This window comes from Robertmurraya mesotrionivorans, from assembly GCF_050971805.1.
Classification (GTDB): domain Bacteria; phylum Bacillota; class Bacilli; order Bacillales; family Cytobacillaceae; genus Robertmurraya_A.
The window spans coordinates 1-23,349 of the sequence record NZ_JBPCCH010000006.1; the positions used below are offsets into that span (position 1 = coordinate 1).

Below are 23,349 nucleotides of genomic sequence, written 5' to 3' on the forward strand. Positions count from 1 at the left end.
TATTAGCCCCGGTTTCCCGGAGTTATCCCAGTCTCATAGGCAGGTTGCCCACGTGTTACTCACCCGTCCGCCGCTAATCTTTGGGAGCAAGCTCCCAAAGATCCGCTCGACTTGCATGTATTAGGCACGCCGCCAGCGTTCGTCCTGAGCCAGGATCAAACTCTCCAATAAAGAGTAAGATTAGCTCTTAAAAGTTAAAACTTAGAATTAACGTTGACGTTTGTTGTCTTGTTCAGTTTTCAAGGTTCAATTAAGCACTTGATTATCTTACAATATCTTTTCACCGTTGTCAACTTCTGCGAAAAAACTTTTTTAAAGTTATTTTCAAGTCGTTGTTGTCGGCTACATGTAATACTATATCATTTTGATTCGCAGAAGTCAACTTCTGTTTTAAAATTATTTTTTCAAGAAGCTTCAACATCTGAAGCCAAGGATTACATATTACATAATTCTTTTATAAAAAACAAGAGGTTTATCATATATTTGTACAACTAAAATAAAAAACAGCGACAGTTGTCAAATATAAAAGCAAGGCACGAATGCCCTGCTAGTTAATTGACTATTACTTTTCCAACCATCCCTTCCTTGACATGGTACCTACATATTAGTTCGTATGTACCGGGGTTTTTCGGATTTACAGTTATTGTTTTTTCTTTTCCCGGCTGAACTTCTGCGTCAATTCCGAGCTTTTCCACTGTAAAGGTATGCTCTTTCTTACCTTTGTTTTTCAATATCAACGTTGTCGTTTTTCCATTGGGAATAGTAATGGCTTTCGGATTAAAGTAATCATCGTTTAACTCGACCTCAATCGCTTTCTCCATTTCCATAGGTTGCGTCAAGTCACCGACTTTGGCAAACACACCGAATGGTGTTGTCATAACCATCATCGAAAGCAAAACGACCAATAAGGTTAACAGCTTTTTCACAGACAATCCCTCCTTTCCTAAGAACTATTTTCTTCAAATCCATAAAATATTATCACTTTAAATTTGTTTTCCAACTTCCATCTAAATAGAGCTTTTTACAATAACTGAGATAAAGATTATAGATCGACTTATGAATCAACTTCACACAGCACTATTTCATTATTTAATAAATTGTACTTATTTCGTTAAGTCAAACATCTTTACAATGCTATATAATAATATAGGAACATTTGTTCTATAAGAGAAGGGGAGCTAATTGAAGGAATGGGAAGCTTCATATATAGCTGGAATTATTGATGGTGAAGGTTCTATAACTTTAACAAGAATGCATAAAGGAGAATTTAGGAGACCTTGTATATCGATCTCCTCTACTGATAGAGAATTATTATTTACATAAAAAGCTTAACAGATGGAGTAATAAACAATAAAAAAAATTATAATCCTGCAAGACATAAAGACTCCTACACTTTAACTATTAAGAAAAAAGAAAAGGTGTTTGAAGTATTGAAAAAAATACATCGCTATTTAAGGATTAGCAAAAAACGAGAACGTGCCCTTTGGATTCTTAGATATTATGAAAATGTTAGTCCAAGAAATGGGAAATATACTCCCACATTATTAAAACAAAAACTTCAATTTGAAGAGGATTTTTTTCGGTTATAGCTTTGCTTTTTAGACAAAATAAAAACCACCAAATATGTATTTGGTGGAGACGGTGGGACGTGCTATTCCATTCTTTCGAGATGGCACTGACTATATCTTGAACCTGTAAGTTACAGGTTCTTCGGCGTATTATGCAGATCGTAGTTTTGCTTGCTTCACAAGCAGGATGCTGCATCCTAGTACTACCATGTTGGCAGCCTATAAGTCGATACACGGCTGTTGAATTGCTTCACATACCGCTCGGCATTGCCTTATCGCCACGAGTGCGACTTAGGTTTCACCGATAAAGCCGAATTTTCACTTGTATGTTACCACACAAGGCGACTATGAACTAATCGAACCCACGTCCAAAGATATCGCCACTTAAGCGTCTACGAGTGTAGTCGACATATTCGTATTTCGCTGAGCCATCTGCCTATCGACAGGCGCCCGGTCAGCTAGTCTGGTTGTTCTCTTCCTTCACCCTCAGACGGTGGGATCCGGCGTAGTCCACTTAGAGTGAGTCCCTTACCCTACCACATGGACGATGGAGGGAGGAACAGCTACGCGCTATTAAGCAGCGAAAGCTAAGTTGTTGTTTGTTTTGCCAGTTATAGGCTTTGACGTTTTAACGAGGCCGATCCCCTCGACTCGCAACCTAAGCTCGAACTACCCCTGTCGAATCCGTAACGTCCCCTCAATTAAAGGTGCGCTATTGGTATTTCACGCTAGCGTACGTTAGGAAAGTCTGAAGGTAAGCTTCAGAGCTAAGATTATGTTTGTCAGTTACCCGACATAAGTTATTATAGCATACTTCTTCATGATTTCAATTGTAAGTTTTTGTAAGAGACTTATTTCTGTCTATCTCGGAAAGCTCGTTCGATATCACGCTTTGCTTCCTTCTTTTTCAGATCTTCACGCTTATCGTAGTTCTTCTTCCCTTTACCAAGACCGATTAAAATCTTTGCATAGCCATTTTTCAAGTATACCTTTAGAGGAACTAGCGCGTAACCCGCTTCCTTTGTTTCGCCTAATAGTTTATCAATTTCTCTTTTATGAAGCAATAACTTACGTTGGCGAAGAGGGTCATGGTTGTAGCGATTTCCTTGCTCGTATGGGCTAATATGGGCATTTAATAGATAGATTTCCCCGTTCTGAATTCTTGCATACGAATCTTTTAAGTTTATACGACCATTACGAATCGACTTAATTTCCGTTCCTTGGAGAACCATTCCTGCCTCATATGTTTCTTCAATAAAGTAGTCGTGGTTTGCCTTTTTGTTTTGGGCAACGACCTTCCCCATTCCTTTTGGCACGATATTCTCCTCCTTTCGTGCTCGTCTGTTTCTCTATTGTAGCAAAATTCCCCAATAGAGGGAAGAAGAGAGCCATGCTGAATGGCTCTCTCTGTATATTTACCGTTTTTTCTTACGCTTCGCTTTTGGTGCATTTTCAAAATGCTTCTTTTTCTTACGGGCAGAGCCAGGGCCAGAACCTGATCCACCGCGCGGCTTCGTCCCACCAGATCCGCCTCTTGATTCCCCAGCACCTGCTTTTCTGCGAGGCTTTTTCTCGGTACTGCCAGTTTTAAATACCCTTGGTGTACGATCGCGATCAACTGGACGAGCTCCCTTCATACCAACGACTTCAAAGTCGATGGAACGCTCATCTTTATCAACCTTTACGACACGTACGGTAATTTCGTCTCCAATTCGGTATACCTTCCCGGTACGCTCACCGATCATCGCATAGTGACGCTCATCAAAGCGATAGTAATCATCCGTCATATAGCTAACGTGAACTAAACCTTCAATCGTATTCGGCAGCTCAACAAACATTCCAAAGTTTGTCACCGAACTAATCATGCCATCGTATTCCTCACCGATTTTATCCATCATATATTCCGCTTTTTTCAGCTCATCTGTTTCACGCTCGGCATCAACCGCACGACGTTCCATCTTAGATGTATGTTCTGCAATGTCTGGTAAGCGTGCATCCCATTTTTCACGCGTTGCTTGATCAAGCTTGCCCTCAATAAGATACGTTCGAATGAGACGGTGAACGATTAAGTCTGGGTAACGACGTATCGGTGACGTAAAGTGCGTATAGAACTCCGTTGATAGTCCAAAGTGACCAAGACTTTCTGGATCGTACTTCGCCTGCTGCATCGAGCGAAGCATGACGGTTGAAACAACCATCTCTTCCGGCTTCCCTTGTACTTCTTCAATGATTTCCTGAAGCGCACGAGGGTGAACTGAATTCGCTGTTCCTTTTACGATATAGCCAAAATTCGTGATAAACTCGAAAAACTTACGCAGTTTATCTTCCTTTGGATCTTCGTGGATACGATAGATAAATGGCACATCCAACCAGTGGAAATGCTCAGCAATTGTTTCGTTCGCCGCAAGCATGAATTCTTCTATTAACCTTTCAGCAACGGAACGCTCACGAATGACCACATCCGTTGGTTTGCCATCCTCTTCAACAAGAACCTTTGCTTCTTTAAAGTCAAAGTCAATGGCTCCTCGAGTCATCCTCTTATTACGTAGAATAGCTGCCAGCTCTTCCATCATCTCAAACATTGGGATTAGTGGCTCGTAACGCTTCAAGAGCTCCTCGTCTTTGTCGGTTAAGATTTTATTCACGTCACTATAGGTCATACGTTCTTTTGTTTTGATCACACTTTGGAAAATTTCGTGATTAACGACTTCCCCCGTCGATGTTATCTCCATCTCACAAGAAAGCGTTAGACGGTTAACCTGTGGATTCAAAGAGCAGATTCCGTTTGACAGGCGGTGCGGAATCATCGGGATTACTCGGTCCACAAGGTACACACTCGTCCCTCTATCCGCTGCTTCACGGTCAATCGGAGACTCCTCCGTTACATAATGTGATACGTCAGCAATATGTACGCCCAGTTTGTAATTTCCATTAGGAAGCCTTGTAACCGTTACAGCATCGTCTAGGTCTTTTGCATCAGCACCGTCAATGGTAACGATATCTTGGTCACGAAGATCGCGGCGACCTACAAGATCCTTTTCATCAATTTCATCTGGTGTCTCATTTGCTTGCTTGATGGCTTCTTCCGGGAATGGTCCTGGAAGCCCATGCTTATGAATGACAGAAAGAATATCAACCCCTGGATCATTTTTATGACCAAGAATTTCAATAACTTCACCTTCTGCACTTTTTCTTCCTTCTGGATACATCGTGAGATGCACGACAACCTTATGTCCTTCCACTGCCCCTTTTGCAGCAGCTTTTGGAATAAAAATATCACTCGTAAACTTTTTATCATCTGGAATAACAAAGCCAAAATGCTTGCTTTCTGTATATGTTCCAACCACTTGCTGAATCCCACGCTCAAGAATTCTTACGATCGATCCTTCTCGTCTCTGGCCAGATGTTTCTGAGTTTACACGTGCTAAAACGGTATCACCGTGCATCGCATTATTTGTTTCATTTGGCGGGATAAAAATATCATCCATTCCTGGTTCTTCAGGAATAACAAATGCAAATCCCTTCGAGTGACCTGTTAATTTTCCTCTTATCAGGTTCATCTTGTCTGGCAGGCCGTAACGATTGCTTCTTGTTCGGACGACAAGTCCCTTTTCTTCCATATGTACAAGTGCTTTAACGAAATCTTTAAAATCACCAGAGTCCTGGATCCCAAATGCTTCTTCCAGCTCCTGTACGGTTAGAGGCTTGTAGGCTTCATCCTTCATATAATGAAGAAGTTTATCGACGTGTTGTTTAATACTTTCGTCCATAGTAAACCCTCCTTTTCATTTATTCTTCCCAATTTAAACTTTCTAAAAACTGAAAAACGTCATCGTGTAACTGTTCTTTTTCTTTATCTAGTGTGATGACGTGTCCAGATTCTTCGTACCATTTAATAAACTTTTCATCAGATTCAATTCCGTTGTAAATAATATTGGCACTGTCTGTATTGATCATATGATCATGGCGCGCTTGAACAACAAAGGTTGGAGCGTAAATATGATCAACATGATCACGAACATCAGAAATTAGGTTTTGCAGTGCCTTCAACGTGTTCATTGGCGTCTTTTTAAAGTCATCCATCTCTGCTTCGACTTGCTCGGCTGATTTTCCTTCACGTTTTTTGAATTCACGAGCGTAATCAAGTATTCCCTCATACATGACTTCTTCACTTTTTATGTACATCGGGGCACACATTGGAACAATTCCCTTAATAGGTACAGTGTAACCCAATTTCAGTGAAAATACGCCACCTAGAGAGAGCCCGGCCACAGCAATTTCCTTGTGTCCTTTATTTTTAAGGTATTCATACGCCTCAGTAACATCTTGCCACCAGTCTTCTGGTCCCGTATGGACAAGCTCTTCCGGTGGAACACCATGTCCTTTGTAGTGCGGGGCATGACAGGTGTAGCCTCTTTTTTCTAAAAAACGACCTAGCATTCGGACGTCTGCACTGTTACCTGTAAAACCGTGCAGGAGAAGTACCGCTCGTGGTCCCCCTTCAAACGTAAATGGCTTTGGCATTGCGATTTTCATATGTAAAACTCCTTTAAACTGTTCATATCTATTTAATTATTGTAATCATAGTTTGCAACGACATTCCAATGATATGTTCGAACTTGTCACAACAGCCACAAAAAAACCTGACCCCGAAAGTGGCCAGGTTTGTAGACTCTTATAAAGCGTACGCTAGTAAGATCGTTAAGATAAAGAATAATACCGACAGAACGATCGTCGCACGGTGGAGGTATAGGTCAAGTCCACGTGCCTTTTGCTTCCCGAATAACTGTTCCGCTCCACCCGAGATAGCACCAGAAAGACCTGTACTTTTTCCAGACTGAAGAAGCACAACCACAATCAAAGCGATCGAAACGACCACAAGTAATACAGTAACTAATGTTTCCATAAAAAGTCCACCTCCTAAAACGCACATTGCAGTAGTTTAAATGTACCATAACACAAGTTTATAAACAATAGTTTTCCTTTTGGGAGGAAGTGACGGGGTTTTGGGAGGAAGTGACGGGGTTTTGGGAGAAAAGATAGAGTAGATTATTTTGATTGGAGTGATTTGGTTTTGATTGTTAAGATGTTGGAGGTGCCGTTGGCAATAGAGAAGCTTGAGGCATTAGAAAGGAGAATTATGCCCGGTCATAGTCAGTTAGGTAGTATATCTATTGAACTCGCTAAAAGAAAGGCTGGTTATCAAGGGGAGAAGAATGTTAGTTATTACCTTCAGCAACTCCCAGAAACTACTTTTGTATTTCATAATATAAGGATTCCCCGAAACAACTCTTTCTTTGAAATCGATCTTTTAGTATTAACAAGTGCTTTTGCGTTAATCACAGAAACGAAAAACTTTGCTGGTGAAATATACTTTGACTCTACATTTGGTCAGTTGATACGCACAAGGAATGAGAAAAAGGAATCCTTCCCTGACCCTTTAGTTCAGGTTGAACGTCAGCGATGGCATTTTAATGATTGGTTAATACAATCACTAGGGTTCAACATCCCCTTAGATTACCTAGTTGTAGTCAGTAATTCATCCACTCTCATCAGTACAGACCCCGGAAAAGCTCATCTATATAAAAAAGTCATTCACGCTAATAAATTCCCACTTCAATTTAAAGAATGTTCTTCTAAGTTCAAGACCGAACTATTAGATTCTAAAATGATGAAGAGAATTAAAAATAAGCTATTAAAGGATCATGTACCGCTAGATTATTATGCGTTAGGTAGGTTTGGTTTAACGGAGAAAGATTTAGTTAAAGGAGTACAGTGTCCTACCTGTCAGTTTATTGGCATGTCTCGTAAGCACGGGGCTTGGATTTGCAATGAATGTAGCCATGTCAGTCATGATGCTCATATCCAGGCCTTAATAGATTATTTTTTACTTATCTCTCGATCTATATCTAACCAAAAATGCAGAGAGTTCCTGAAAGTTGATTCTCCAGATGTAGTAAATCGATTATTCAAAGGACTAAATGTCTTTAGTACTGGAAAAAATAAAGGAAAGATCTACTTTGCACCTGAAAAAATAACATCTCTCAGAAAAATATAGAACGTTTTTGAAGAGGCTTTGGATTTTATCCGCGGTATTTTGGGTTTATCTGCGATATTTCCAATTTATCTGCGGAATTTTTATTTTATCCGCGATATTTTCGTTTTATCCGCGGTATTTTAATTTTATCCGTGATATTTTCGTTTTATCCGCGGTATTTTAATTTTATCCGTGATATTTTCTCTTTATCTGCGGAATCTCATTTTTATCCTCGATATTTCCGGTTTATCCGCGAAATCTCACTTTTATCCGCGAACACTGTAAAGCTCCCAACCCGAATGAACCAACTGCCAACCACACAAAAACAATAAACCGCATCCCCTCTTCAGGCTGCGGGCTGTCCCTATACTTGAGCATTCATTTCTAATAACAATTTTTTTTGAGTATTTATACCTGCAACTTGAGCAACTACCAACACAATAATAATAAGTCCAATCGTAAAGAAGAGCTGAGGAACCATTTTACCTAGAAAAACGGCTTGATAAAAGAATCCACCACAGCACCCTCCAAGAAGCGGTCCTACGACTGGAACCCAAGCATATTTCCAATTCGATGACCCCTTTCCCGGAATCGGCAACAGAAAATGAACAATTCTTGGTCCTAGATCACGGGCAGGATTCATGGCGGATCCAGTCGTCCCACCAAAAGCCAAACCTAATGTAATAATTAAAAAGCCCACCATAATGGGTTGAAGACCCTCCGTAAATTCGGAAGCTCCAATTGAGAGCAAGCTAAGCACTAAAACGAATGTAGCAAAAATCTCGCTTAATACATTGGCGAACGGATGTGGAATCGCTGGTCCTGTAACAAATATTCCAAGCTTTACATTTGGGTCATCTGTTTCTTGCCAATGAGGCATATAATGCAAAAATACCGCTACCGCCCCAATCATCGCTCCGAAAAACTGGCCAACCATATAAGCTGGGACAAGACTCCAGGAGAATGCTCCTGTAAAAGCAAAAGCCAAGGTGACAGCTGGATTTAAGTGAGCTCCACTATATTTTCCAACCGTAAAGATCGCTAACGCTACAGCAAATCCCCAAGCAAATTGAATCGAAAACCATCCCGGATTATAACTATATGATTTTTTCAGTGAGGCTCCCGCGCACACACTACATCCTATAAATATTAAAATGGCTGTACCCACTATTTCCCCAATAAAAGCAGTCATGTCAAAACACCTCTTCAAGTAATTAAGCTTGTATAGTTTTAATCTACTACAATAATAATGGAGTCTACAGATGTTCTTTTTCCGTTATCCTACGGAAAAAGAAATGGGCACGACAAAAAAGGAGCAGCACAAGGCTGCTCCTTTTTTAATCAAATTACTTCTTTAAGTTATAAAGTGATTTCATTCCATCATATACAGCTAGTTCGCCAAGCTCGTCTTCGATGCGAAGAAGTTGGTTGTACTTAGCAATACGGTCTGTACGGCTCATAGAACCAGTTTTGATTTGACCAGCGTTTGTTGCAACTGCGATGTCAGCGATTGTAGCATCTTCAGTTTCACCAGAACGGTGAGAAACAACTGCTGTGTAACCAGCGCGCTTCGCCATTTCGATTGCTTCGAAAGTTTCAGTAAGTGTACCGATTTGGTTCACTTTGATAAGGATTGAGTTAGCAATTCCTTTTTCGATACCTTCAGCAAGCTTCTTTGTGTTTGTAACGAATAGGTCGTCACCAACTAATTGAACGCGGTCACCGATGCGCTCAGTTAATAGCTTGTGGCCTTCCCAGTCGTTTTCGTCTAAACCATCTTCGATTGAGATGATTGGGAATTCGTTTACTAATTCTTCGTAGAAGTTAACCATTGCTTCAGAAGATAAACCAGTGCGGCCTTCTCCAGCTAGGTCATATTGCTTTGTTTCTTTGTTGAAGAACTCAGAAGAAGCAACGTCCATACCTAAGAAAATGTCTTTTCCAGGCTCGTAACCAGCGTTTTTGATTGCTTCCATGATAACTTGTAGAGCTTCACGGTTAGAACCAAGGTTTGGAGCGAATCCACCTTCGTCACCTACAGCTGTGTTAAGACCTTTGTCAGAAAGAACTTTCTTTAATGAATGGAAAATTTCAGCACCCATACGGATTGCTTCTTTGAAAGTAGGAGCTCCTACTGGTAAGATCATGAATTCTTGGAAGTCAACGTTGTTGTCAGCATGTGATCCACCGTTGATGATGTTCATCATTGGAGTTGGAAGTTGCTTCGCGTTGAATCCGCCAAGGTAACGGTATAATGGAAGACCTACAAATTCAGCAGCAGCATGAGCAACAGCCATAGAAACACCTAGGATTGCGTTAGCGCCTAGCTTACCTTTGTTTTCAGTCCCGTCTAATTGGATCATTGTACGGTCGATTCCAACTTGGTCAGTTACGTCCATACCAATGATTTCTTCAGCGATAATGTTGTTTACGTTATCTACAGCTTTTTGAACACCTTTTCCAAGGTAGCGTGACTTGTCACCATCACGTAGTTCTACTGCTTCGTGCTCACCAGTTGATGCACCAGATGGAACGATAGCGCGTCCGAATGAACCAGACTCCGTAATTACTTCTACTTCTACAGTTGGGTTTCCGCGAGAATCTAATACTTCACGAGCGTATACATGTTGAATATATGGCATGATAAAATCTCTCCTTAAAATGGTTTTTTAATAGTTATGGTCAGTTTCGTCAAAGACGTAAACTGCATTTTATTTTTGAAAAAATGGTCAGTAACGCTTGCTTCCGCCATGTGCTAGCAGGTCCGGCTTCTACATGCGAACTTTTACTTCTTGATTAATGTTTTTCCAGTCATTTCAGCTGGTTGTGCTACTTTTAATAGTTCAAGCATCGTTGGTGCAAGGTCGCCAAGGATTCCGTCTTCACGAAGCTCCACGCCTTCCTTCGTTACGATAACTGGAACTGGGTTTGTGGTGTGAGCAGTCATTGGGTTGCCTGCTAAAGTGACTACTTCATCAGCATTCCCATGATCCGCCGTGATTATCGCTGTTCCACCTTTTTTAATGATGAGATCAACGACACGTCCTAGGCATTCATCCACAGTTTCAATCGCTTTGATTGTAGGCTCTAACATTCCAGAGTGTCCAACCATATCAGGGTTCGCATAGTTCAAGATAATGGCATCGAAGTTATCCTCTTCGATTTCTTTTACTAACGCATCTGTTACTTCGTACGCACTCATTTCTGGTTGCAGGTCGTATGTTGCCACCTTTGGTGAGTTGATCAAGATACGCTTTTCACCAGGGAATTCTGCCTCACGTCCACCGCTCATGAAGAACGTTACGTGTGGGTATTTTTCTGTTTCAGCAATACGAAGCTGTGACAGATTGTTTTGAGATAACACTTCACCGAGTGTGTTATCAAGGTTCGTTGGCGCAAAGGCAACATATCCATCAACCGTTTCACTAAAGTGTGTTAAACACACGAAGTTTAAGTGTTGTGGATGCTTATCACCGCGATCGAACGAACGGAAATCTTTATTTGTAAACGTGTTAGAAATTTGAATCGCACGGTCTGGACGGAAGTTATAGAAAATAACTGCATCGTTATCAGAAATCGTTGCAACCGGCTCTCCGTTTTCCTTTTTCAAAACAGATGGAAGAACGAATTCGTCGAAGATTCCGTTGTTGTAAGAGTCTTCTACGACATCCATAGCGTTTGAGTAGGCAGGACCTTCTCCGTACACCATTGCACGGTAAGACTTTTCTACACGTTCCCAACGCTTGTCACGGTCCATCGAGTAGTAACGACCAGAGATCGTTGCAAACTGACCAACACCGTATTCTTTCATCTTTTCTTCTGTTTGCTTGATAAAGTCACCAGCAGATTGAGGTGCTACGTCGCGGCCGTCTAAGAATGCGTGAACGTATACGTTCTTCACACCTTCCCCAGCAGCTAACTTAAGTAGCGCGAATAAATGCTGGATATGACTGTGAACTCCACCATCAGATAATAATCCGAATAAGTGAAGGTTTGTTCCCTTTTCTTTTACGTGATTAATGGCATTTAAAAACGTTTCATTACGTTCAAATTCGCCTTCACGAATGGATACGTTCACACGTGTTAAGCTTTGGTACACAATACGTCCTGCACCGATGTTTAAGTGGCCCACTTCGGAATTACCCATTTGACCTTCAGGTAATCCTACCGCTTCCCCAGAAGCAGTTAGCTGTGCGTGTGGATAGCTGTTCCAAAAGCGATCAAAGTTCGGTTTGTTCGATTGTGCAACTGCATTACCCATACGCTCGCCGCGAAGTGCAAAGCCGTCAAGGATGATTAACGCAACAGGAGACTTACTCATTCTTACCTGCCTCCAATAATTGTACAAACGAATCAGCTTCTAAGCTAGCTCCACCAACTAATGCGCCGTCGATATCTGGCTGTGCCATATACTCAGCGATGTTACCTGGTTTTACACTTCCGCCGTATTGAATGCGAACAGCAGCTGCTACTTCGTTAGAGTAGTTGTCTGCAACTACCTGGCGAATATGTGCACATACTTCGTTTGCATCTTCAGCAGTGGAAGATTTACCTGTTCCAATTGCCCAGATCGGCTCATAAGCGATAACCGTTTGCTTTACTTGCTCATCTGTTAAGCCAACAAGTGCTTTTTTCACTTGATCGCCCACAAGCGTGTTAGTTTCACCAGCTTCACGTTGCTCTAAAGTTTCCCCACAGCAAACGATTGGTGTAATTCCATGCTTAAATGCAGCAAGAGTTTTCTTATTTACAGACTCGTCTGTTTCATTGAACATTTCACGACGCTCAGAGTGACCGATGATCACATATTGAACACCAAGATCAGCAAGAGCTGGTGCAGAAACTTCACCTGTGAATGCTCCGCTTTCTTCAAAGTGCATGTTTTGAGCACCGATTTTAACTTCTGTTCCTTTTGCTCCGTCAACTAAACGCTCTAAAAATAATGCTGGAGCACAGATTACAGAATCCACTTTTTCAGAAGAAGGAACGATTGACTTTACTTCATTCAAAAAGCTCGTTGCTTCTGAAAGAGTTTTATGCATTTTCCAGTTACCTGCAATAATAGGTTTACGCATGGTTTTCATCCTCTCTAAAAATATTACTTATCGTTTAACGCAACGACTCCAGGAAGAACTTTACCTTCCATGAACTCAAGAGAAGCTCCGCCACCAGTAGAGATATGGCTCATCTTATCAGCAAGGTTGAATTTTTCAACTGCTGCAGCTGAATCTCCACCACCGATAACAGAATATGTACCTTCTGATGCTGCTAATGCTTCTGCTACTGCCTTCGTTCCGTTTGCATACGAATCTAATTCGAATACACCCATTGGTCCGTTCCAAATGACAAGCTTAGACTCTTTAATTACATTGCTGTAAAGCTCAGCTGTTTTTGGTCCGATATCAAGTGCTTCCCAATCAGCAGGGATTTCATCGATTCCTACTTCTTTTTTGTTTGCACTATCAGAGAAGTCGTCAGCAACGATTGCATCAACTGGCATATAGAACTTAACGCCTTTTTCTTCTGCTTTCTTAATGAAAGAAAGAGCTAAATCCATTTTGTCAGCTTCTAAAAGTGACTTACCAATCTCGTGACCTTGAGCTTTAATGAATGTGTAAGCTAAGCCACCACCGATGATTAGGTTGTCTACTTTATCTAAAAGATTGTCAATTACACCAATCTTGTCTTTTACTTTTGCTCCACCGATGATTGCAGTGAATGGTCTTTCAGGATTAGAAAGAGCTTTCCCAAGAACATCAAGTTCTTTTTCCATTAATAGACCCGATACAGCTGGTAGGTGGTGAGCGATCCCTTCTGTTGAAGCATGAGCACGGTGTGCAGCTCCGAATGCATCATTCACGTATACGTCAGCTAACTCAGCAAATGCTTTTGCTAATTCTGGATCATTCTTTTCTTCCCCAGCATAGAAACGAACGTTTTCTAATAAAAGAACATCGCCTTCAGCCATTTCAGAAACTAAAGATTTTACGCTATCTCCATAAGCTTCGTCCGCCTTCTTCACATCTTTACCAAGAAGCTCAGATAAACGACCAGCCACTGGAGTTAAACGCATTTCTTCTACTACTGCACCCTTTGGACGACCAAGGTGGCTAGCAAGGATAACTTTTGCGCCTTGCTCAGTTAGGTATTGGATTGTTGGAAGAGCTGCACGAATACGAGTTTCGTCAGTAATCTGTCCATCCTTCATAGGTACGTTGAAATCCACACGGCAAAATACTCTTTTACCTTTTAAATCAATGTCTTTTACGCTTTTCTTGTTCATCGGAAAATCCTCCTATTTAGCATAAGCTTTGAACATTAGAAAAGGAGGGGGATTTGTTCCCCTCTCCCCTTTTTACACCTATTTTGCTTCAAAATGGAAAGAGTTAAACCCAAAAACCATTTATTGTCGCAATTGAAGATTTTATCCCTTTAGATTAAAGGCCTTTAGAAGCGATGTAATCAACAAGGTCAACTACGCGGTTAGAGTAACCAGACTCGTTGTCATACCAAGAGATAACTTTCGCCATGTTGCCTTCCATAACCATAGTAGAAAGAGCATCGATTGTAGAAGAAGCTGGGTTTCCGTTGTAGTCACCAGAAACAAGTGGCTCTTCAGAGTATGCAAGAATTCCTTTTAATTCACCTTCAGCAGCTGCTTTAAGTGCTTCGTTGATTTGGTCAACAGTTACTTCTTTTTCAAGCTCAACAACTAAGTCAACTAAAGAAACGTTTGGAGTTGGAACACGCATAGCTCCACCGTTTAACTTACCTTTAAGTTCAGGAAGAACTAAAGATACAGCTTTAGCAGCACCAGTAGTTGTAGGGATGATGTTTTCAGCAGCTGCACGAGCACGACGTAAATCTTTGTGTGGTAAGTCTAAGATTTGTTGGTCGTTAGTATAAGAGTGAACTGTTGTCATCATACCGCGACGAACACCGAAGTTGTCGTTAAGAACTTTAGCAAATGGAGCTAAACAGTTTGTAGTACAAGATGCGTTAGAGATAACGTGGTGGTTAGCTGCATCGTACTTGTCATGGTTAACACCCATTACGATTGTGATATCTTCTTCAGTTGCAGGAGCAGAGATGATTACTTTCTTAGCGCCAGCTTCTAAGTGCTTAGCAGCGTCAGAACGCTTAGTGAAACGACCAGTAGATTCAACTACTACTTCAACTCCAAGGTCTCCCCATCCAAGTTGAGCTGGGTCGCGCTCAGCGATAACTTTTACTTTCTTTCCACCTACTACTAGGTACTCGCCATCAACAGTTACGTCTTGATCAAGCTTACCGTGAACTGAGTCATATTTTAAAAGGTGAGCAAGTGTGTTTGCATCTGTTAAGTCGTTTACTGCTACAACCTCTACGTTAGGGTTCTTAAGTGCTGCGCGGAATACCACGCGTCCAATTCTACCAAATCCGTTAATACCAACTTTTACTGCCATGATTTGTTTTCCTCCTTTAATTGAATAAGGATTATTTTTTATTTAAGGGGGTTAACCCTGTAATAACTGTTTTGCGGCTCCTTCATCCGTTATTAATACGGTGTTCTTTGGAGCTTGCTTCATATAAGAGCGAATTGCTTTTTCCTTTGAAGCTCCTCCAGCAACGGCGAGCACATGCTCTGTCTTTGCTAAATCATCAAGTTGAAGTCCAACTGTTCTTACTTTGTGGACTACCTCTCCAGCTTCGTTAAAGTAATACCCGAATGCTTCACCAACCGCTTGCCTTTCTTCGATTTTACGTAAGTCCTCCACGCTTGTGCGCCGGCGTTGAGCCATTGTCATAGCGTCTCCTACTCCGTGTAAAACCATGCTTGCAGATTTGATTAAACCAAGAACTTCTTTAATATGAGGTTCCTTCAACATCATGTGGTACGTTTCACTGCTTACTTGATCAGGGACATAGAGCACCTTGTGGCTTGATTTAGTTCTTTCAGCCATTTTGGCACAAATGGTGTTGGCTTGATTTTGAACATCTTCCCCAATTCCCCCGCGTCCCGGTACGAAAAGAAGATCTTTGCCGAGGTCTGGAGTTAGCATTTCTGCAACAGTTGCCATTGTTGTACCACCAGTAACTGCGATGATATTCTTTCCCTGTAACGAATTTTTCATACGAAGAGCACAAGCTCTTCCTAATTCGCTTTTAACCCAAGGTGATTCATCACTGTTACCCGTTACAATGATAACTTTTTGAATACCAAGTTTCCGTCGGAGTCTTTCTTCCATTGTGTCGATACCTGATATCTCACGCATGACAGATTCTAATCCCTCTAGTAATTCCCTTCCATCTTCAGTTAGACTCATTCCTACACTTGATATAGTAATTAAATCCTGTTCTTTTAAGAAGGAAACTTCACTTCTGAGGACCCGTTCTGTTACACCGAGACTGACAGATAAGCTTCGACGACCTACTGGCTCCATGGAACCTATGTACTGTAAAATGTGAAACCGTTCCTGCATAACAGAGAGCAAATCAGGTAATAATCTTTTTTGGATATCAATGATCGACTGCATATTGATGTCTCCTTCATCCTATATGGACATTATATGTCCCTCGTAGACATAATGTGTCCCGCTGAAGGTAAAAAAAATCACCCCTGCTACAAAACTTATTCTAACAGGTGCGATTTCCCTTTTCAACTCATATACGGTGTATTTTTTTTGTAAGCGCTTCGTTTATGAACATTTTGTCTAACTGTCCATATTGAAGCTCCTCTCCGTCCAAAACAACGACAGGGATCATTAATCCATACTGCTCTGTCCATTCATCCTTCGTATCAATATCCTTCTCGATGATTTCAAACTCCCAACTTTCTTGGAGTTCGGTTAGGATCGCTTTTCCCTTTTCGCATAAAGGACATCTTTTTCTAGTATAAAACTCAATAATCATTAGACAATCTCCTTTAAAATCTCTTTCGCTTAGATGAAGATGGAATTCCGAGCTGGTCCCGGTATTTGGCTACCGTCCTTCTTGATATCACAAATCCATCGTTTTCTTTTAATATATCTAAAATTTCCTGATCGGAATAAGGCTTTGCTTTATATTCCCCATCAACCAATTTCTTAATGGCATCCTTCACCTGGTTTGACGAAGTGGACTCTGAGTTGGTCGTGGAAACCATGTTAGTAAAAAACGATTTTAGCTCAAACGTTCCAAACGGAGTTTGCATATACTTTTCACGGACCGCCCGGCTAACGGTCGACTCATGAACCTCTATTTCCTCTGCAATCTCTCTCATCGTCATCGGCTTTAAGTGCAAGGGCCCTTTTTCGAAAAAGTCCTGCTGTCTTTGTACGATTGCAAGCGACACCTTTGTAATTGTTTCCTTTCGTTGCTCTAAGCTTCTGACAATCCACGAGTAGTCCTGTTGCTTTTCCTGCAAGTATTTGTTGAGACTTGCATCTTTTACGGATGAAAATTGCTGATAATACTCCTGCTGGAACGTAAGCTTAGGGAGCACGTCATCGAACACACTGATCTCAAAATGTTTCCCGTCCCATTTGACCGATACATCTGGTATCACATAGGACGATGCTTCTTCATGAAAGTCAGCTCCTGGGCGCGGGTTTAATGTTTGAATCAAGTCAAAAGCCGCTTGAATATCAGAAAGACTTACGTATAGTTGTTTAGATAATGTTTTCCATTTCTTTTCTGCAAACTCCTCAAAATGATCACTGACCAATTTTTCCGCTAAAGGATTTCGGTTCGGCATACGGATTAGCTGTAAGTATAAACACTCCCCTAATGACCTCGCACCTACTCCTGCTGGTTCAAGGTCTTGGATGATAGCAACTACTGAGTCTACTTTCTCGTGTGAAACGCCTAATGCAGCAGCAAGAGATTCATCGCTCACCACGATGTAACCGTTTCCATCGATATATTCTAAAAAAGCCTTAAGTAGCTTCACATCCGGGTGGTTCACCACTTGAGCGTATAGATGGTCATATAAGGTAGTGGTAGTTTTACCAATTTGCTCAATCCAGTTTTGCTGATCTTTATCTATCACTCTCGTTTTTTTCGGACGGTCTTTGCGGGGATCCATCGTTTTAACATGGGAGGTTTCAATCTGGATAAGGGGATTTTCCAATGCTTTGCTTTCTAAAAAAGCCGTAAGCTCCTGGGAAGAATACTGAAGTAGTGTAATCGCCTGAGAAAGCTCTTGCGTCATCTTTAATTTTAACGTCTGCTGTTGCCACAAACCTGCTTTTAAATTCATCTTCTCACCCCCACTATCTATTTTACATGAAGATAAGAAGGAATTGAATGGTTAGTAAATAAAAAAACACCTGTCTATAGTGACAAGTGTTTCTCTATATAAATGACGCCCTCGGCAGGAATCGAACCCACATCTCAAGAACCGGAATCTTACGTGCTATCCGTTGCACCACGAGGGCAGAAAAGTGCTTATATGCAAAATAAGCGCTCTTACATCATACTAGATGATTCGTAATGCTGTCAACGACTAGTCGTCCCCTGTTTCCGCTCTACTTCATATACTTCTCTATAAATTTCTCTTCCTCTTTCATACTTAACAGGCCAGTCGCTTTTCCAACATTTCCGTCCTGTAATTCCCATATCGCGTTATGGTCACTGACTGCTTGTGAAAAATCCCCTTCAAGCCATCTTTCAAGAATCTTGATGTACGTGTTAGAATACTTATATTCATTTTGATTAGCGACCACCACATCGTAAAGGCGCTTGACCCGCTCTTCCGTAATAAGAATGGCTCCCCATTTCTTTTCTGCTTCCACCTTTTGATGTGACATATGGTGAATGGCAGATTGCACTTCGAATTCTTTTAAGTCACTTGGAAATACTTGCTCCACGTTTTCGTCAATTTGGATTTCAAGTCCTCCTTCTTCAACGGATGCCTCCGCTTCCTCTGCCTGCTTGAGCACCCTGTCCGTTCCTCCGCTTGATGGAGTGGCATTTGTCCAATACGAAAACACACCAAAACCAGCCATGATTACGAGGCCTGCACTAATTGCTACGATTTGTATTTTGTTGAGTTTGAAGGTCTTTTTCGTTTCCACGTTTCCCACTCCTCTGCTAACTTTTTCTGCATTTGTGATGTTGAATTGATGGATTTCGTGGGGATGAGGGTGTTTTTGATGTCTTTTTAGCGAATAAGAGGGTTTTTCTTGCAGATTCATAGAGTTTGTTTGGTGATTCTATGAATTTATTTGCGATTCTGGAATTTTACTTGCGGTTCTCATATTTTATTTGCGATTCTGAAATTTTACTTGCGATTCTCAGATTTTATTTGCGATTCTGAAATTTTACTTGCGATTCTCAGATTTTATTTGCGATTCTGAAATTTTACTTGCGATTCTCAGATTTTATTTGCGATTCTGAAATTTTACTTGCGATTCTCAGATTTTATTTGCGATTCTGAAATTTTACTTGCGATTCTCAGATTTTATTTGCGATTCTGAAATTTTACTTGCGATTCTCAGATTTTATTTGCGATTCTGGAATTTTTCTTGCGATCCTCAGACTTTATTTGCGATTCTGAGAATTTACTTGCGATTTTCAGATTTTATTTGTGATTCACAAAAGTTACTTGCGATTCCCAGACAATATTTGCGATTACCAACCCTCATTCGCATTCAGCCGATCCCACGACCCTCAAACCCATCCAGCACTAACCAATTCCCCCATTATCATTACCCTACATTTTACAACAGTTCCCATTTCCAGTATAGCGGAAAAGCTCAACTTCTTGTTTAAAAAACTGCCCAGTGGGTATGATGGAAAGTGGGTTTAAAAGTACATAGCAATTTGTGTCGAACAATTCTACAGCTATTTGTTTGACCTTTATTGACCATGAGTGTATCATAAAAATACATACAGTTACACTTTAAACATACTTAACCAATTGTATGTTTGACTCTCATTTAAAGGAGGAAAAAGAAATGAATTTAATCCCTACAGTTATTGAGCAAACGAACCGTGGAGAGCGTGCATACGATATTTACTCACGCCTATTAAAAGACCGCATTATCATGCTTGGAAGTGGAATTGACGATAATGTGGCTAATTCAATCGTCGCTCAGTTATTATTTTTAGAAGCGGAAAATCCTGAAAAAGACATATCCATCTACATTAACTCACCAGGCGGCAGCATTACGGCTGGTATGGCAATCTACGACACAATGCAGTTCATTAAGCCTGACGTTCAAACGATTTGTATCGGTATGGCGGCATCTATGGGTGCATTCCTTCTTGCTGCTGGTACAAAAGGAAAGCGTTATGCCCTTCCAAATGCAGAAGTAATGATTCACCAACCGCTTGGTGGAGCACAAGGTCAAGCAACAGAAATCGAAATCGCTGCGAAGCGCATTCTTTTCCTTCGTGAAAAGTTAAACGGCATTCTTGCTGAGCGTACTGGTCAATCAATGGAAGTCATTTCTAAAGACACAGACCGCGACAACTTCATGACAGCGGACCGTGCAAAGGAATATGGCCTAGTTGACCATATCATTTCACGCAACACGCTTGAAACGAAGAAGGAAGAAAAATAATATTTCAACAGTAAAAAACTCGCTCTCATATACTGGAGCGAGTTTTCTTTATTATGCTTCTTTTTGAACGTATTTTTCTAATGCTTCAAGAGCTGCTTCTTCATCAGTTCCGTTAACGATCAAGTTCACAGATGAACCTGAGCTAACAGCTAAGCTCATAAGACCCATGATGCTCTTTGCATTTACCTTTTTGCCGTCTTTCTCTAAAAATACTTCTGACGAAAAACGATTTGCTTCTTGTACAAACAACGCTGCAGGTCGTGCCTGTAAACCAGTCTTCAACTTTACTACCACTTGTTTTTCCACCATACTTGCTTTCCTCCCCTATCCTTATCTTTTATCTATATAATTACATGGTTTTACTCACGTTTTCCCCGACTCGGAGCTTTTCGGCAATTTCGTCAATTTTACGAAGACGGTGATTGATACCTGATTTACTAATAGTCCCTCCAGATACCATTTCCCCTAGCTCCTTTAACGTTACATCTTGGTATGCAATACGAAGCTCTGCAATTTCTCTGAGCTTTTCAGGTAAAATATGAAGACCTACGGTATCTTGTATAAACCGAATATTTTCAACCTGTCGTAAAGACGCACCAATCGTCTTGTTTAAGTTCGCCGTTTCACAATTGACTAACCGGTTCACCGAGTTACGCATGTCACGTACGATCCGAATGTCCTCAAACCTTAGCAGCGCATTATGAGCACCAATAATATTTAGGAATTCGGTGATTTTTTCAGCTTCCTTTAAATACGTGATGAAGCCCTTTTTTCTTTCCAGCGTTTTGCTGTTTAAACCAAATGTATTCATCAATTCACATAAAGAGTCGTTATGCTCTTTATAAAGAGAAAAAATTTCGAGGTGATAAGAGGAAGTTTCCGGATTGTTCACCGAACCTCCTGCTAAAAATGCTCCACGTAAATAGGAGCGCTTACAGCATTTCTTTTTAATAAGTACCTCAGCGATATTGTGGGCAAATACAAATCCTTCTTCTAGGATAAATAAATTCTCTAAGATGATCTTTGCATCCTGTGATAGCCTTACAATATACACATTGTTCTTTTTCAATCTCATTTTCTTTCGAACGAGAAGTTCTACTTGAACGTCGTAATATCGTTTTACCAACGTATAAATTCTTCGTGCAATCGCAGCATTTTCCGTTTGGATATCGACCACTAGTTTTCGATTAGAGAAGGACAATGAGCCATTCATTCGAATCAAAGCGGACAGCTCCGCTTTCCCGCAGCATTCTTTTCCTTCAATATTCGTTAACTCTTTTTTCGTTTCCGAAGCGAATGACACATCTTCACCTCCTACACAAACGGTTGCTTAAGTTCTTCTACGCTTTAGACCGCTTGCGGGTTTCATTTATTAATAGAGAATATAAAATATTTGCTACTTCCCTTGTGTCATGGCGGATTACTCCATTTTCAAGGCTCATGATTTCTCCCTCTACCACTTCGAGTCCTAAATCATATAGAGTAGTTAAATCAAAGTGTACAGGTTTTGCTAACTCTTCGCTATAGCGAGTAAGAACCTCTTCTGGGATATGTTCCCTATTTACTAAAATGGTGTTCATAAAATCACTCTTCATATGATCGTAAATCGCTTTCACATGATCGCTTGCGGAATAATCAAGCGTCTCACCTGCTTGAGTCATTAAGTTACAAATATACACCTTCTTCGCCTTTGCACGGCACACTTCCTCGCCAAGCTTTGGTACAAGAAGATTAGGTAAGATACTAGTATATAAGCTTCCCGGTCCAATTACGATTAAGTCCGCTTTTCGAATGGCTTGAAGAGTCTCTGGCAGCGGAGTCGCATCACCAGGTGTTAAAAACACTCGCTTGATCCGTTTTCCGGAGTAAGGAATTTTCGATTCGCCTGAAACGATCGTACCGTCCTCCATTTCTGCATGCAACACCACACTTTGCGTGGCAGCTGGAAGCACCTTCCCTCGCACATTTAATACCTTGCTCATCTCTTGGATGGCATGAGTAAAATTCCCTGTGATGGATGTCATCGCTGCCAAAATTAAATTACCAAGTGAATGACCAGATAATTCGTTGGCAGTTGCAAAACGGTGCTGAAACATTTCCTCAATTAACGGTTCTACATCAGATAATGCCGCTAGCACATTGCGAACATCTCCCGGAGGAGGAATGTCCATTTCATCTCGAAGGCGTCCTGAGCTACCGCCATCGTCAGCAACCGTAACGATGGCCGTAATATCAACGGGAAACTTCTTTAATCCGCGAAGCAACACCGGTAGCCCTGTTCCTCCTCCAATAATCACAATTCGAGGCTGTCGAATCTTCGTCATTTAGTTTGTTCCTTTCTCCTTTCGATGTCACGATGAGTGATTCGAGTTTCATAGTCTTTTTTGAAGTGGTGTGCAATGTATTCAGTCAATGCCACCGATCGATGCTGCCCACCTGTACATCCAATGGCCACCACGAGTTGCGCTTTCCCCTCTCGTTTGTAATGAGGAAGCATAAAGGCTAACAGCTCCGTTACTTTTTCTAAGAACTTCGTCGTCTCATTCCACTTCAGTACATACTTTGAAACATCCTCATCAAGACCCGTTTTTGGTCTCATCGACTCAATATAGTGCGGGTTCGGTAAAAATCGAACATCGAAAACTAAGTCTGCGTCAATCGGAATTCCGTACTTAAATCCAAAGCTCATCACATTGACCGTAAAGATCGTTTGCTTATTCGCTGAAAACTCTGTTAAAATTTTCTCGCGTAATTCTTTCGGCTTCATTTCCGAGCTATTGTAAATTAGCTGTGCTCTTCCCTTTAATTCCTCAAGCAGCTCTCGCTCCAGCTGAATACCTTCTAATGGAAGTCCGGACGGAGCAAGCGGATGAGTACGTCGAGTTTCCTTGTAGCGACGAACAAGCGTGGAATCGTCCGCATCTAAGAATAGAATTTGCGGAGTCACCCATGATGTTTCTGCAAGATCATCGAGCGCCTTGAATAAGTGGTCGAAAAACTCTCTCCCCCTTAAATCCATTACAAGCGCTACCTTATTCATCTTATTTCCGGACTCTTTCATAAGTTCAAGAAATTTTGGCAATAAGGTTGGTGGCAGGTTATCCACACAGAAAAAACCTAGATCTTCAAAGCTTTGAATGGCGACTGTTTTCCCTGCACCAGACATCCCCGTTATAATCACCATTTGTGTATCTTGTGTCGCTCCAGTACTCATAAA

General features: G+C 41.1%; 22 protein-coding genes, 1 tRNA gene, 1 rRNA gene and 1 other RNA gene. 3 read left to right on the top strand and 22 right to left on the bottom strand.

The annotated features are described in order from the left end of the window. Window positions 1-171 (bottom strand): 16S ribosomal RNA (locus tag ACRX5O_RS11685); the annotation flags it as partial. A 380-nt stretch (window positions 172-551) separates the two neighbouring features. After that, window positions 552-932 carry a cupredoxin domain-containing protein gene (locus ACRX5O_RS11690; RefSeq protein WP_433906115.1) on the bottom strand — a complete coding sequence of 127 codons (381 nt, stop codon included), beginning with the start codon at window positions 930-932 and terminating at the stop codon, window positions 552-554. Window positions 933-1,182: 250 nt separating this feature from the next. On the opposite strand from ACRX5O_RS11690, the gene ACRX5O_RS11695 reads away from it, so the two are divergent. Next, entirely contained in the window at window positions 1,183-1,323 is a 141-nt protein-coding gene (locus ACRX5O_RS11695) for an LAGLIDADG family homing endonuclease (protein ID WP_433906116.1), read from the top strand. A 598-nt stretch (window positions 1,324-1,921) separates the two neighbouring features. Here the strand turns inward: ACRX5O_RS11695 and ssrA are convergent. From ssrA to secG, 5 genes are all read right to left on the bottom strand, one after another. Then, window positions 1,922-2,257, bottom strand: a transfer-messenger RNA (tmRNA) gene (ssrA, locus tag ACRX5O_RS11700). Between the two features lie 162 nt (window positions 2,258-2,419). Beyond that, window positions 2,420-2,884, bottom strand: a complete 465-nt coding sequence (gene smpB / locus ACRX5O_RS11705) for an SsrA-binding protein SmpB (RefSeq protein ID WP_433906117.1) — start codon at window positions 2,882-2,884, stop codon at window positions 2,420-2,422. Between the two features lie 99 nt (window positions 2,885-2,983). Further along, window positions 2,984-5,338, bottom strand: a complete 2,355-nt coding sequence (gene rnr / locus ACRX5O_RS11710; protein ID WP_433906118.1) for a ribonuclease R — start codon at window positions 5,336-5,338, stop codon at window positions 2,984-2,986. 19 nt (window positions 5,339-5,357) lie between these two features. Continuing rightward, the gene (locus tag ACRX5O_RS11715; RefSeq protein WP_433906120.1) at window positions 5,358-6,104 is read right to left on the bottom strand and encodes an alpha/beta hydrolase; all 747 of its coding nucleotides are present in this window, start codon (window positions 6,102-6,104) and stop codon (window positions 5,358-5,360) included. A 139-nt stretch (window positions 6,105-6,243) separates the two neighbouring features. After that, window positions 6,244-6,474, bottom strand: coding sequence for a preprotein translocase subunit SecG (gene secG, locus ACRX5O_RS11720; protein ID WP_433906121.1), 231 nt, complete (start codon window positions 6,472-6,474; stop codon window positions 6,244-6,246). A 195-nt stretch (window positions 6,475-6,669) separates the two neighbouring features. Here secG and ACRX5O_RS11725 point away from each other — a divergent pair, with 195 nt between their 5' ends. After that, complete coding sequence (locus tag ACRX5O_RS11725) at window positions 6,670-7,626, top strand: nuclease-related domain-containing protein (protein ID WP_433906122.1); 957 nt, start codon at window positions 6,670-6,672, stop codon at window positions 7,624-7,626. A gap of 343 nt (window positions 7,627-7,969) precedes the next feature. On the opposite strand, the gene ACRX5O_RS11730 is transcribed toward ACRX5O_RS11725, so the two are convergent. From ACRX5O_RS11730 to ACRX5O_RS11780, 11 genes are all read right to left on the bottom strand, one after another. Then, window positions 7,970-8,797 carry an MIP/aquaporin family protein gene (locus ACRX5O_RS11730; protein ID WP_433906123.1) on the bottom strand — a complete coding sequence of 276 codons (828 nt, stop codon included), beginning with the start codon at window positions 8,795-8,797 and terminating at the stop codon, window positions 7,970-7,972. Between the two features lie 154 nt (window positions 8,798-8,951). Then, complete coding sequence (gene eno / locus ACRX5O_RS11735) at window positions 8,952-10,247, bottom strand: phosphopyruvate hydratase (RefSeq protein WP_066058826.1); 1,296 nt, start codon at window positions 10,245-10,247, stop codon at window positions 8,952-8,954. A 143-nt stretch (window positions 10,248-10,390) separates the two neighbouring features. Next, a complete protein-coding gene (gene gpmI / locus ACRX5O_RS11740; RefSeq protein ID WP_433906124.1) occupies window positions 10,391-11,926 on the bottom strand; it encodes a 2,3-bisphosphoglycerate-independent phosphoglycerate mutase in 1,536 nt (511 codons plus the stop codon). Beyond that, a complete protein-coding gene (gene tpiA / locus ACRX5O_RS11745) occupies window positions 11,919-12,680 on the bottom strand; it encodes a triose-phosphate isomerase (protein ID WP_119709961.1) in 762 nt (253 codons plus the stop codon). Before tpiA ends, gpmI begins: the two co-directional genes overlap by 8 nt. A gap of 23 nt (window positions 12,681-12,703) precedes the next feature. Continuing rightward, the gene (locus ACRX5O_RS11750) at window positions 12,704-13,888 is read right to left on the bottom strand and encodes a phosphoglycerate kinase (protein ID WP_433906125.1); all 1,185 of its coding nucleotides are present in this window, start codon (window positions 13,886-13,888) and stop codon (window positions 12,704-12,706) included. Between the two features lie 154 nt (window positions 13,889-14,042). Further along, window positions 14,043-15,050, bottom strand: a complete 1,008-nt coding sequence (gene gap / locus ACRX5O_RS11755) for a type I glyceraldehyde-3-phosphate dehydrogenase (protein ID WP_433906126.1) — start codon at window positions 15,048-15,050, stop codon at window positions 14,043-14,045. Window positions 15,051-15,101: 51 nt separating this feature from the next. Beyond that, entirely contained in the window at window positions 15,102-16,121 is a 1,020-nt protein-coding gene (locus tag ACRX5O_RS11760; RefSeq protein ID WP_433906127.1) for a sugar-binding transcriptional regulator, read from the bottom strand. Between the two features lie 127 nt (window positions 16,122-16,248). Beyond that, complete coding sequence (locus tag ACRX5O_RS11765; protein WP_433906128.1) at window positions 16,249-16,497, bottom strand: glutaredoxin family protein; 249 nt, start codon at window positions 16,495-16,497, stop codon at window positions 16,249-16,251. Between the two features lie 13 nt (window positions 16,498-16,510). Next, window positions 16,511-17,824, bottom strand: coding sequence for an RNA polymerase factor sigma-54 (rpoN, locus tag ACRX5O_RS11770; RefSeq protein WP_433906129.1), 1,314 nt, complete (start codon window positions 17,822-17,824; stop codon window positions 16,511-16,513). Between the two features lie 106 nt (window positions 17,825-17,930). Next, window positions 17,931-18,002, bottom strand: a tRNA-Arg gene (locus ACRX5O_RS11775). Between the two features lie 90 nt (window positions 18,003-18,092). Beyond that, a complete protein-coding gene (locus ACRX5O_RS11780) occupies window positions 18,093-18,641 on the bottom strand; it encodes a DUF6241 domain-containing protein (protein ID WP_433906130.1) in 549 nt (182 codons plus the stop codon). A gap of 849 nt (window positions 18,642-19,490) precedes the next feature. Between ACRX5O_RS11780 and clpP the strand changes: the two genes are divergently transcribed. Next, entirely contained in the window at window positions 19,491-20,132 is a 642-nt protein-coding gene (gene clpP / locus ACRX5O_RS11785) for an ATP-dependent Clp endopeptidase proteolytic subunit ClpP (RefSeq protein ID WP_433906131.1), read from the top strand. Window positions 20,133-20,183: 51 nt separating this feature from the next. Here the strand turns inward: clpP and ACRX5O_RS11790 are convergent, their stop codons facing one another. Genes ACRX5O_RS11790 through rapZ form a run of 4 tightly spaced genes read right to left on the bottom strand, consistent with a single transcriptional unit; the run spans window position 20,184 to window position 23,346 of the window. After that, a complete protein-coding gene (locus ACRX5O_RS11790) occupies window positions 20,184-20,441 on the bottom strand; it encodes an HPr family phosphocarrier protein (RefSeq protein ID WP_119709969.1) in 258 nt (85 codons plus the stop codon). Window positions 20,442-20,481: 40 nt separating this feature from the next. Next, window positions 20,482-21,435, bottom strand: a complete 954-nt coding sequence (whiA, locus tag ACRX5O_RS11795) for a DNA-binding protein WhiA (protein WP_433906132.1) — start codon at window positions 21,433-21,435, stop codon at window positions 20,482-20,484. A 37-nt stretch (window positions 21,436-21,472) separates the two neighbouring features. Further along, on the bottom strand, window positions 21,473-22,456 hold the full coding sequence (locus ACRX5O_RS11800) for a gluconeogenesis factor YvcK family protein (RefSeq protein WP_119709971.1): 984 nt from the start codon (window positions 22,454-22,456) through the stop codon (window positions 21,473-21,475). Then, entirely contained in the window at window positions 22,453-23,346 is an 894-nt protein-coding gene (rapZ, locus tag ACRX5O_RS11805; RefSeq protein ID WP_433906133.1) for an RNase adapter RapZ, read from the bottom strand. The genes ACRX5O_RS11800 and rapZ overlap by 4 nt, the downstream gene beginning before the upstream one ends. Window positions 23,347-23,349 lie beyond the last annotated feature (3 nt).

Coding starts and splice junctions, on each gene's coding strand:
- gap (WP_433906126.1), bottom strand. CDS start 15,050: ATGGCAGTAAAAGTTGGTATTAACGGATTTGGTAGAATTGGACGCGTG.
- ACRX5O_RS11790 (WP_119709969.1), bottom strand. CDS start 20,441: ATGGTGGAAAAACAAGTGGTAGTAAAGTTGAAGACTGGTTTACAGGCA.
- ACRX5O_RS11760 (WP_433906127.1), bottom strand. CDS start 16,121: ATGCAGTCGATCATTGATATCCAAAAAAGATTATTACCTGATTTGCTC.
- eno (WP_066058826.1), bottom strand. CDS start 10,247: ATGCCATATATTCAACATGTATACGCTCGTGAAGTATTAGATTCTCGC.
- ACRX5O_RS11765 (WP_433906128.1), bottom strand. CDS start 16,497: ATGATTATTGAGTTTTATACTAGAAAAAGATGTCCTTTATGCGAAAAG.
- ACRX5O_RS11715 (WP_433906120.1), bottom strand. CDS start 6,104: ATGAAAATCGCAATGCCAAAGCCATTTACGTTTGAAGGGGGACCACGA.
- rpoN (WP_433906129.1), bottom strand. CDS start 17,824: ATGAATTTAAAAGCAGGTTTGTGGCAACAGCAGACGTTAAAATTAAAG.
- rnr (WP_433906118.1), bottom strand. CDS start 5,338: ATGGACGAAAGTATTAAACAACACGTCGATAAACTTCTTCATTATATG.
- secG (WP_433906121.1), bottom strand. CDS start 6,474: ATGGAAACATTAGTTACTGTATTACTTGTGGTCGTTTCGATCGCTTTG.
- gpmI (WP_433906124.1), bottom strand. CDS start 11,926: ATGAGTAAGTCTCCTGTTGCGTTAATCATCCTTGACGGCTTTGCACTT.
- rapZ (WP_433906133.1), bottom strand. CDS start 23,346: ATGAGTACTGGAGCGACACAAGATACACAAATGGTGATTATAACGGGG.
- tpiA (WP_119709961.1), bottom strand. CDS start 12,680: ATGCGTAAACCTATTATTGCAGGTAACTGGAAAATGCATAAAACTCTT.
- ACRX5O_RS11730 (WP_433906123.1), bottom strand. CDS start 8,797: ATGACTGCTTTTATTGGGGAAATAGTGGGTACAGCCATTTTAATATTT.
- ACRX5O_RS11800 (WP_119709971.1), bottom strand. CDS start 22,456: ATGACGAAGATTCGACAGCCTCGAATTGTGATTATTGGAGGAGGAACA.
- clpP (WP_433906131.1), top strand. CDS start 19,491: ATGTTTGACTCTCATTTAAAGGAGGAAAAAGAAATGAATTTAATCCCT.
- ACRX5O_RS11750 (WP_433906125.1), bottom strand. CDS start 13,888: ATGAACAAGAAAAGCGTAAAAGACATTGATTTAAAAGGTAAAAGAGTA.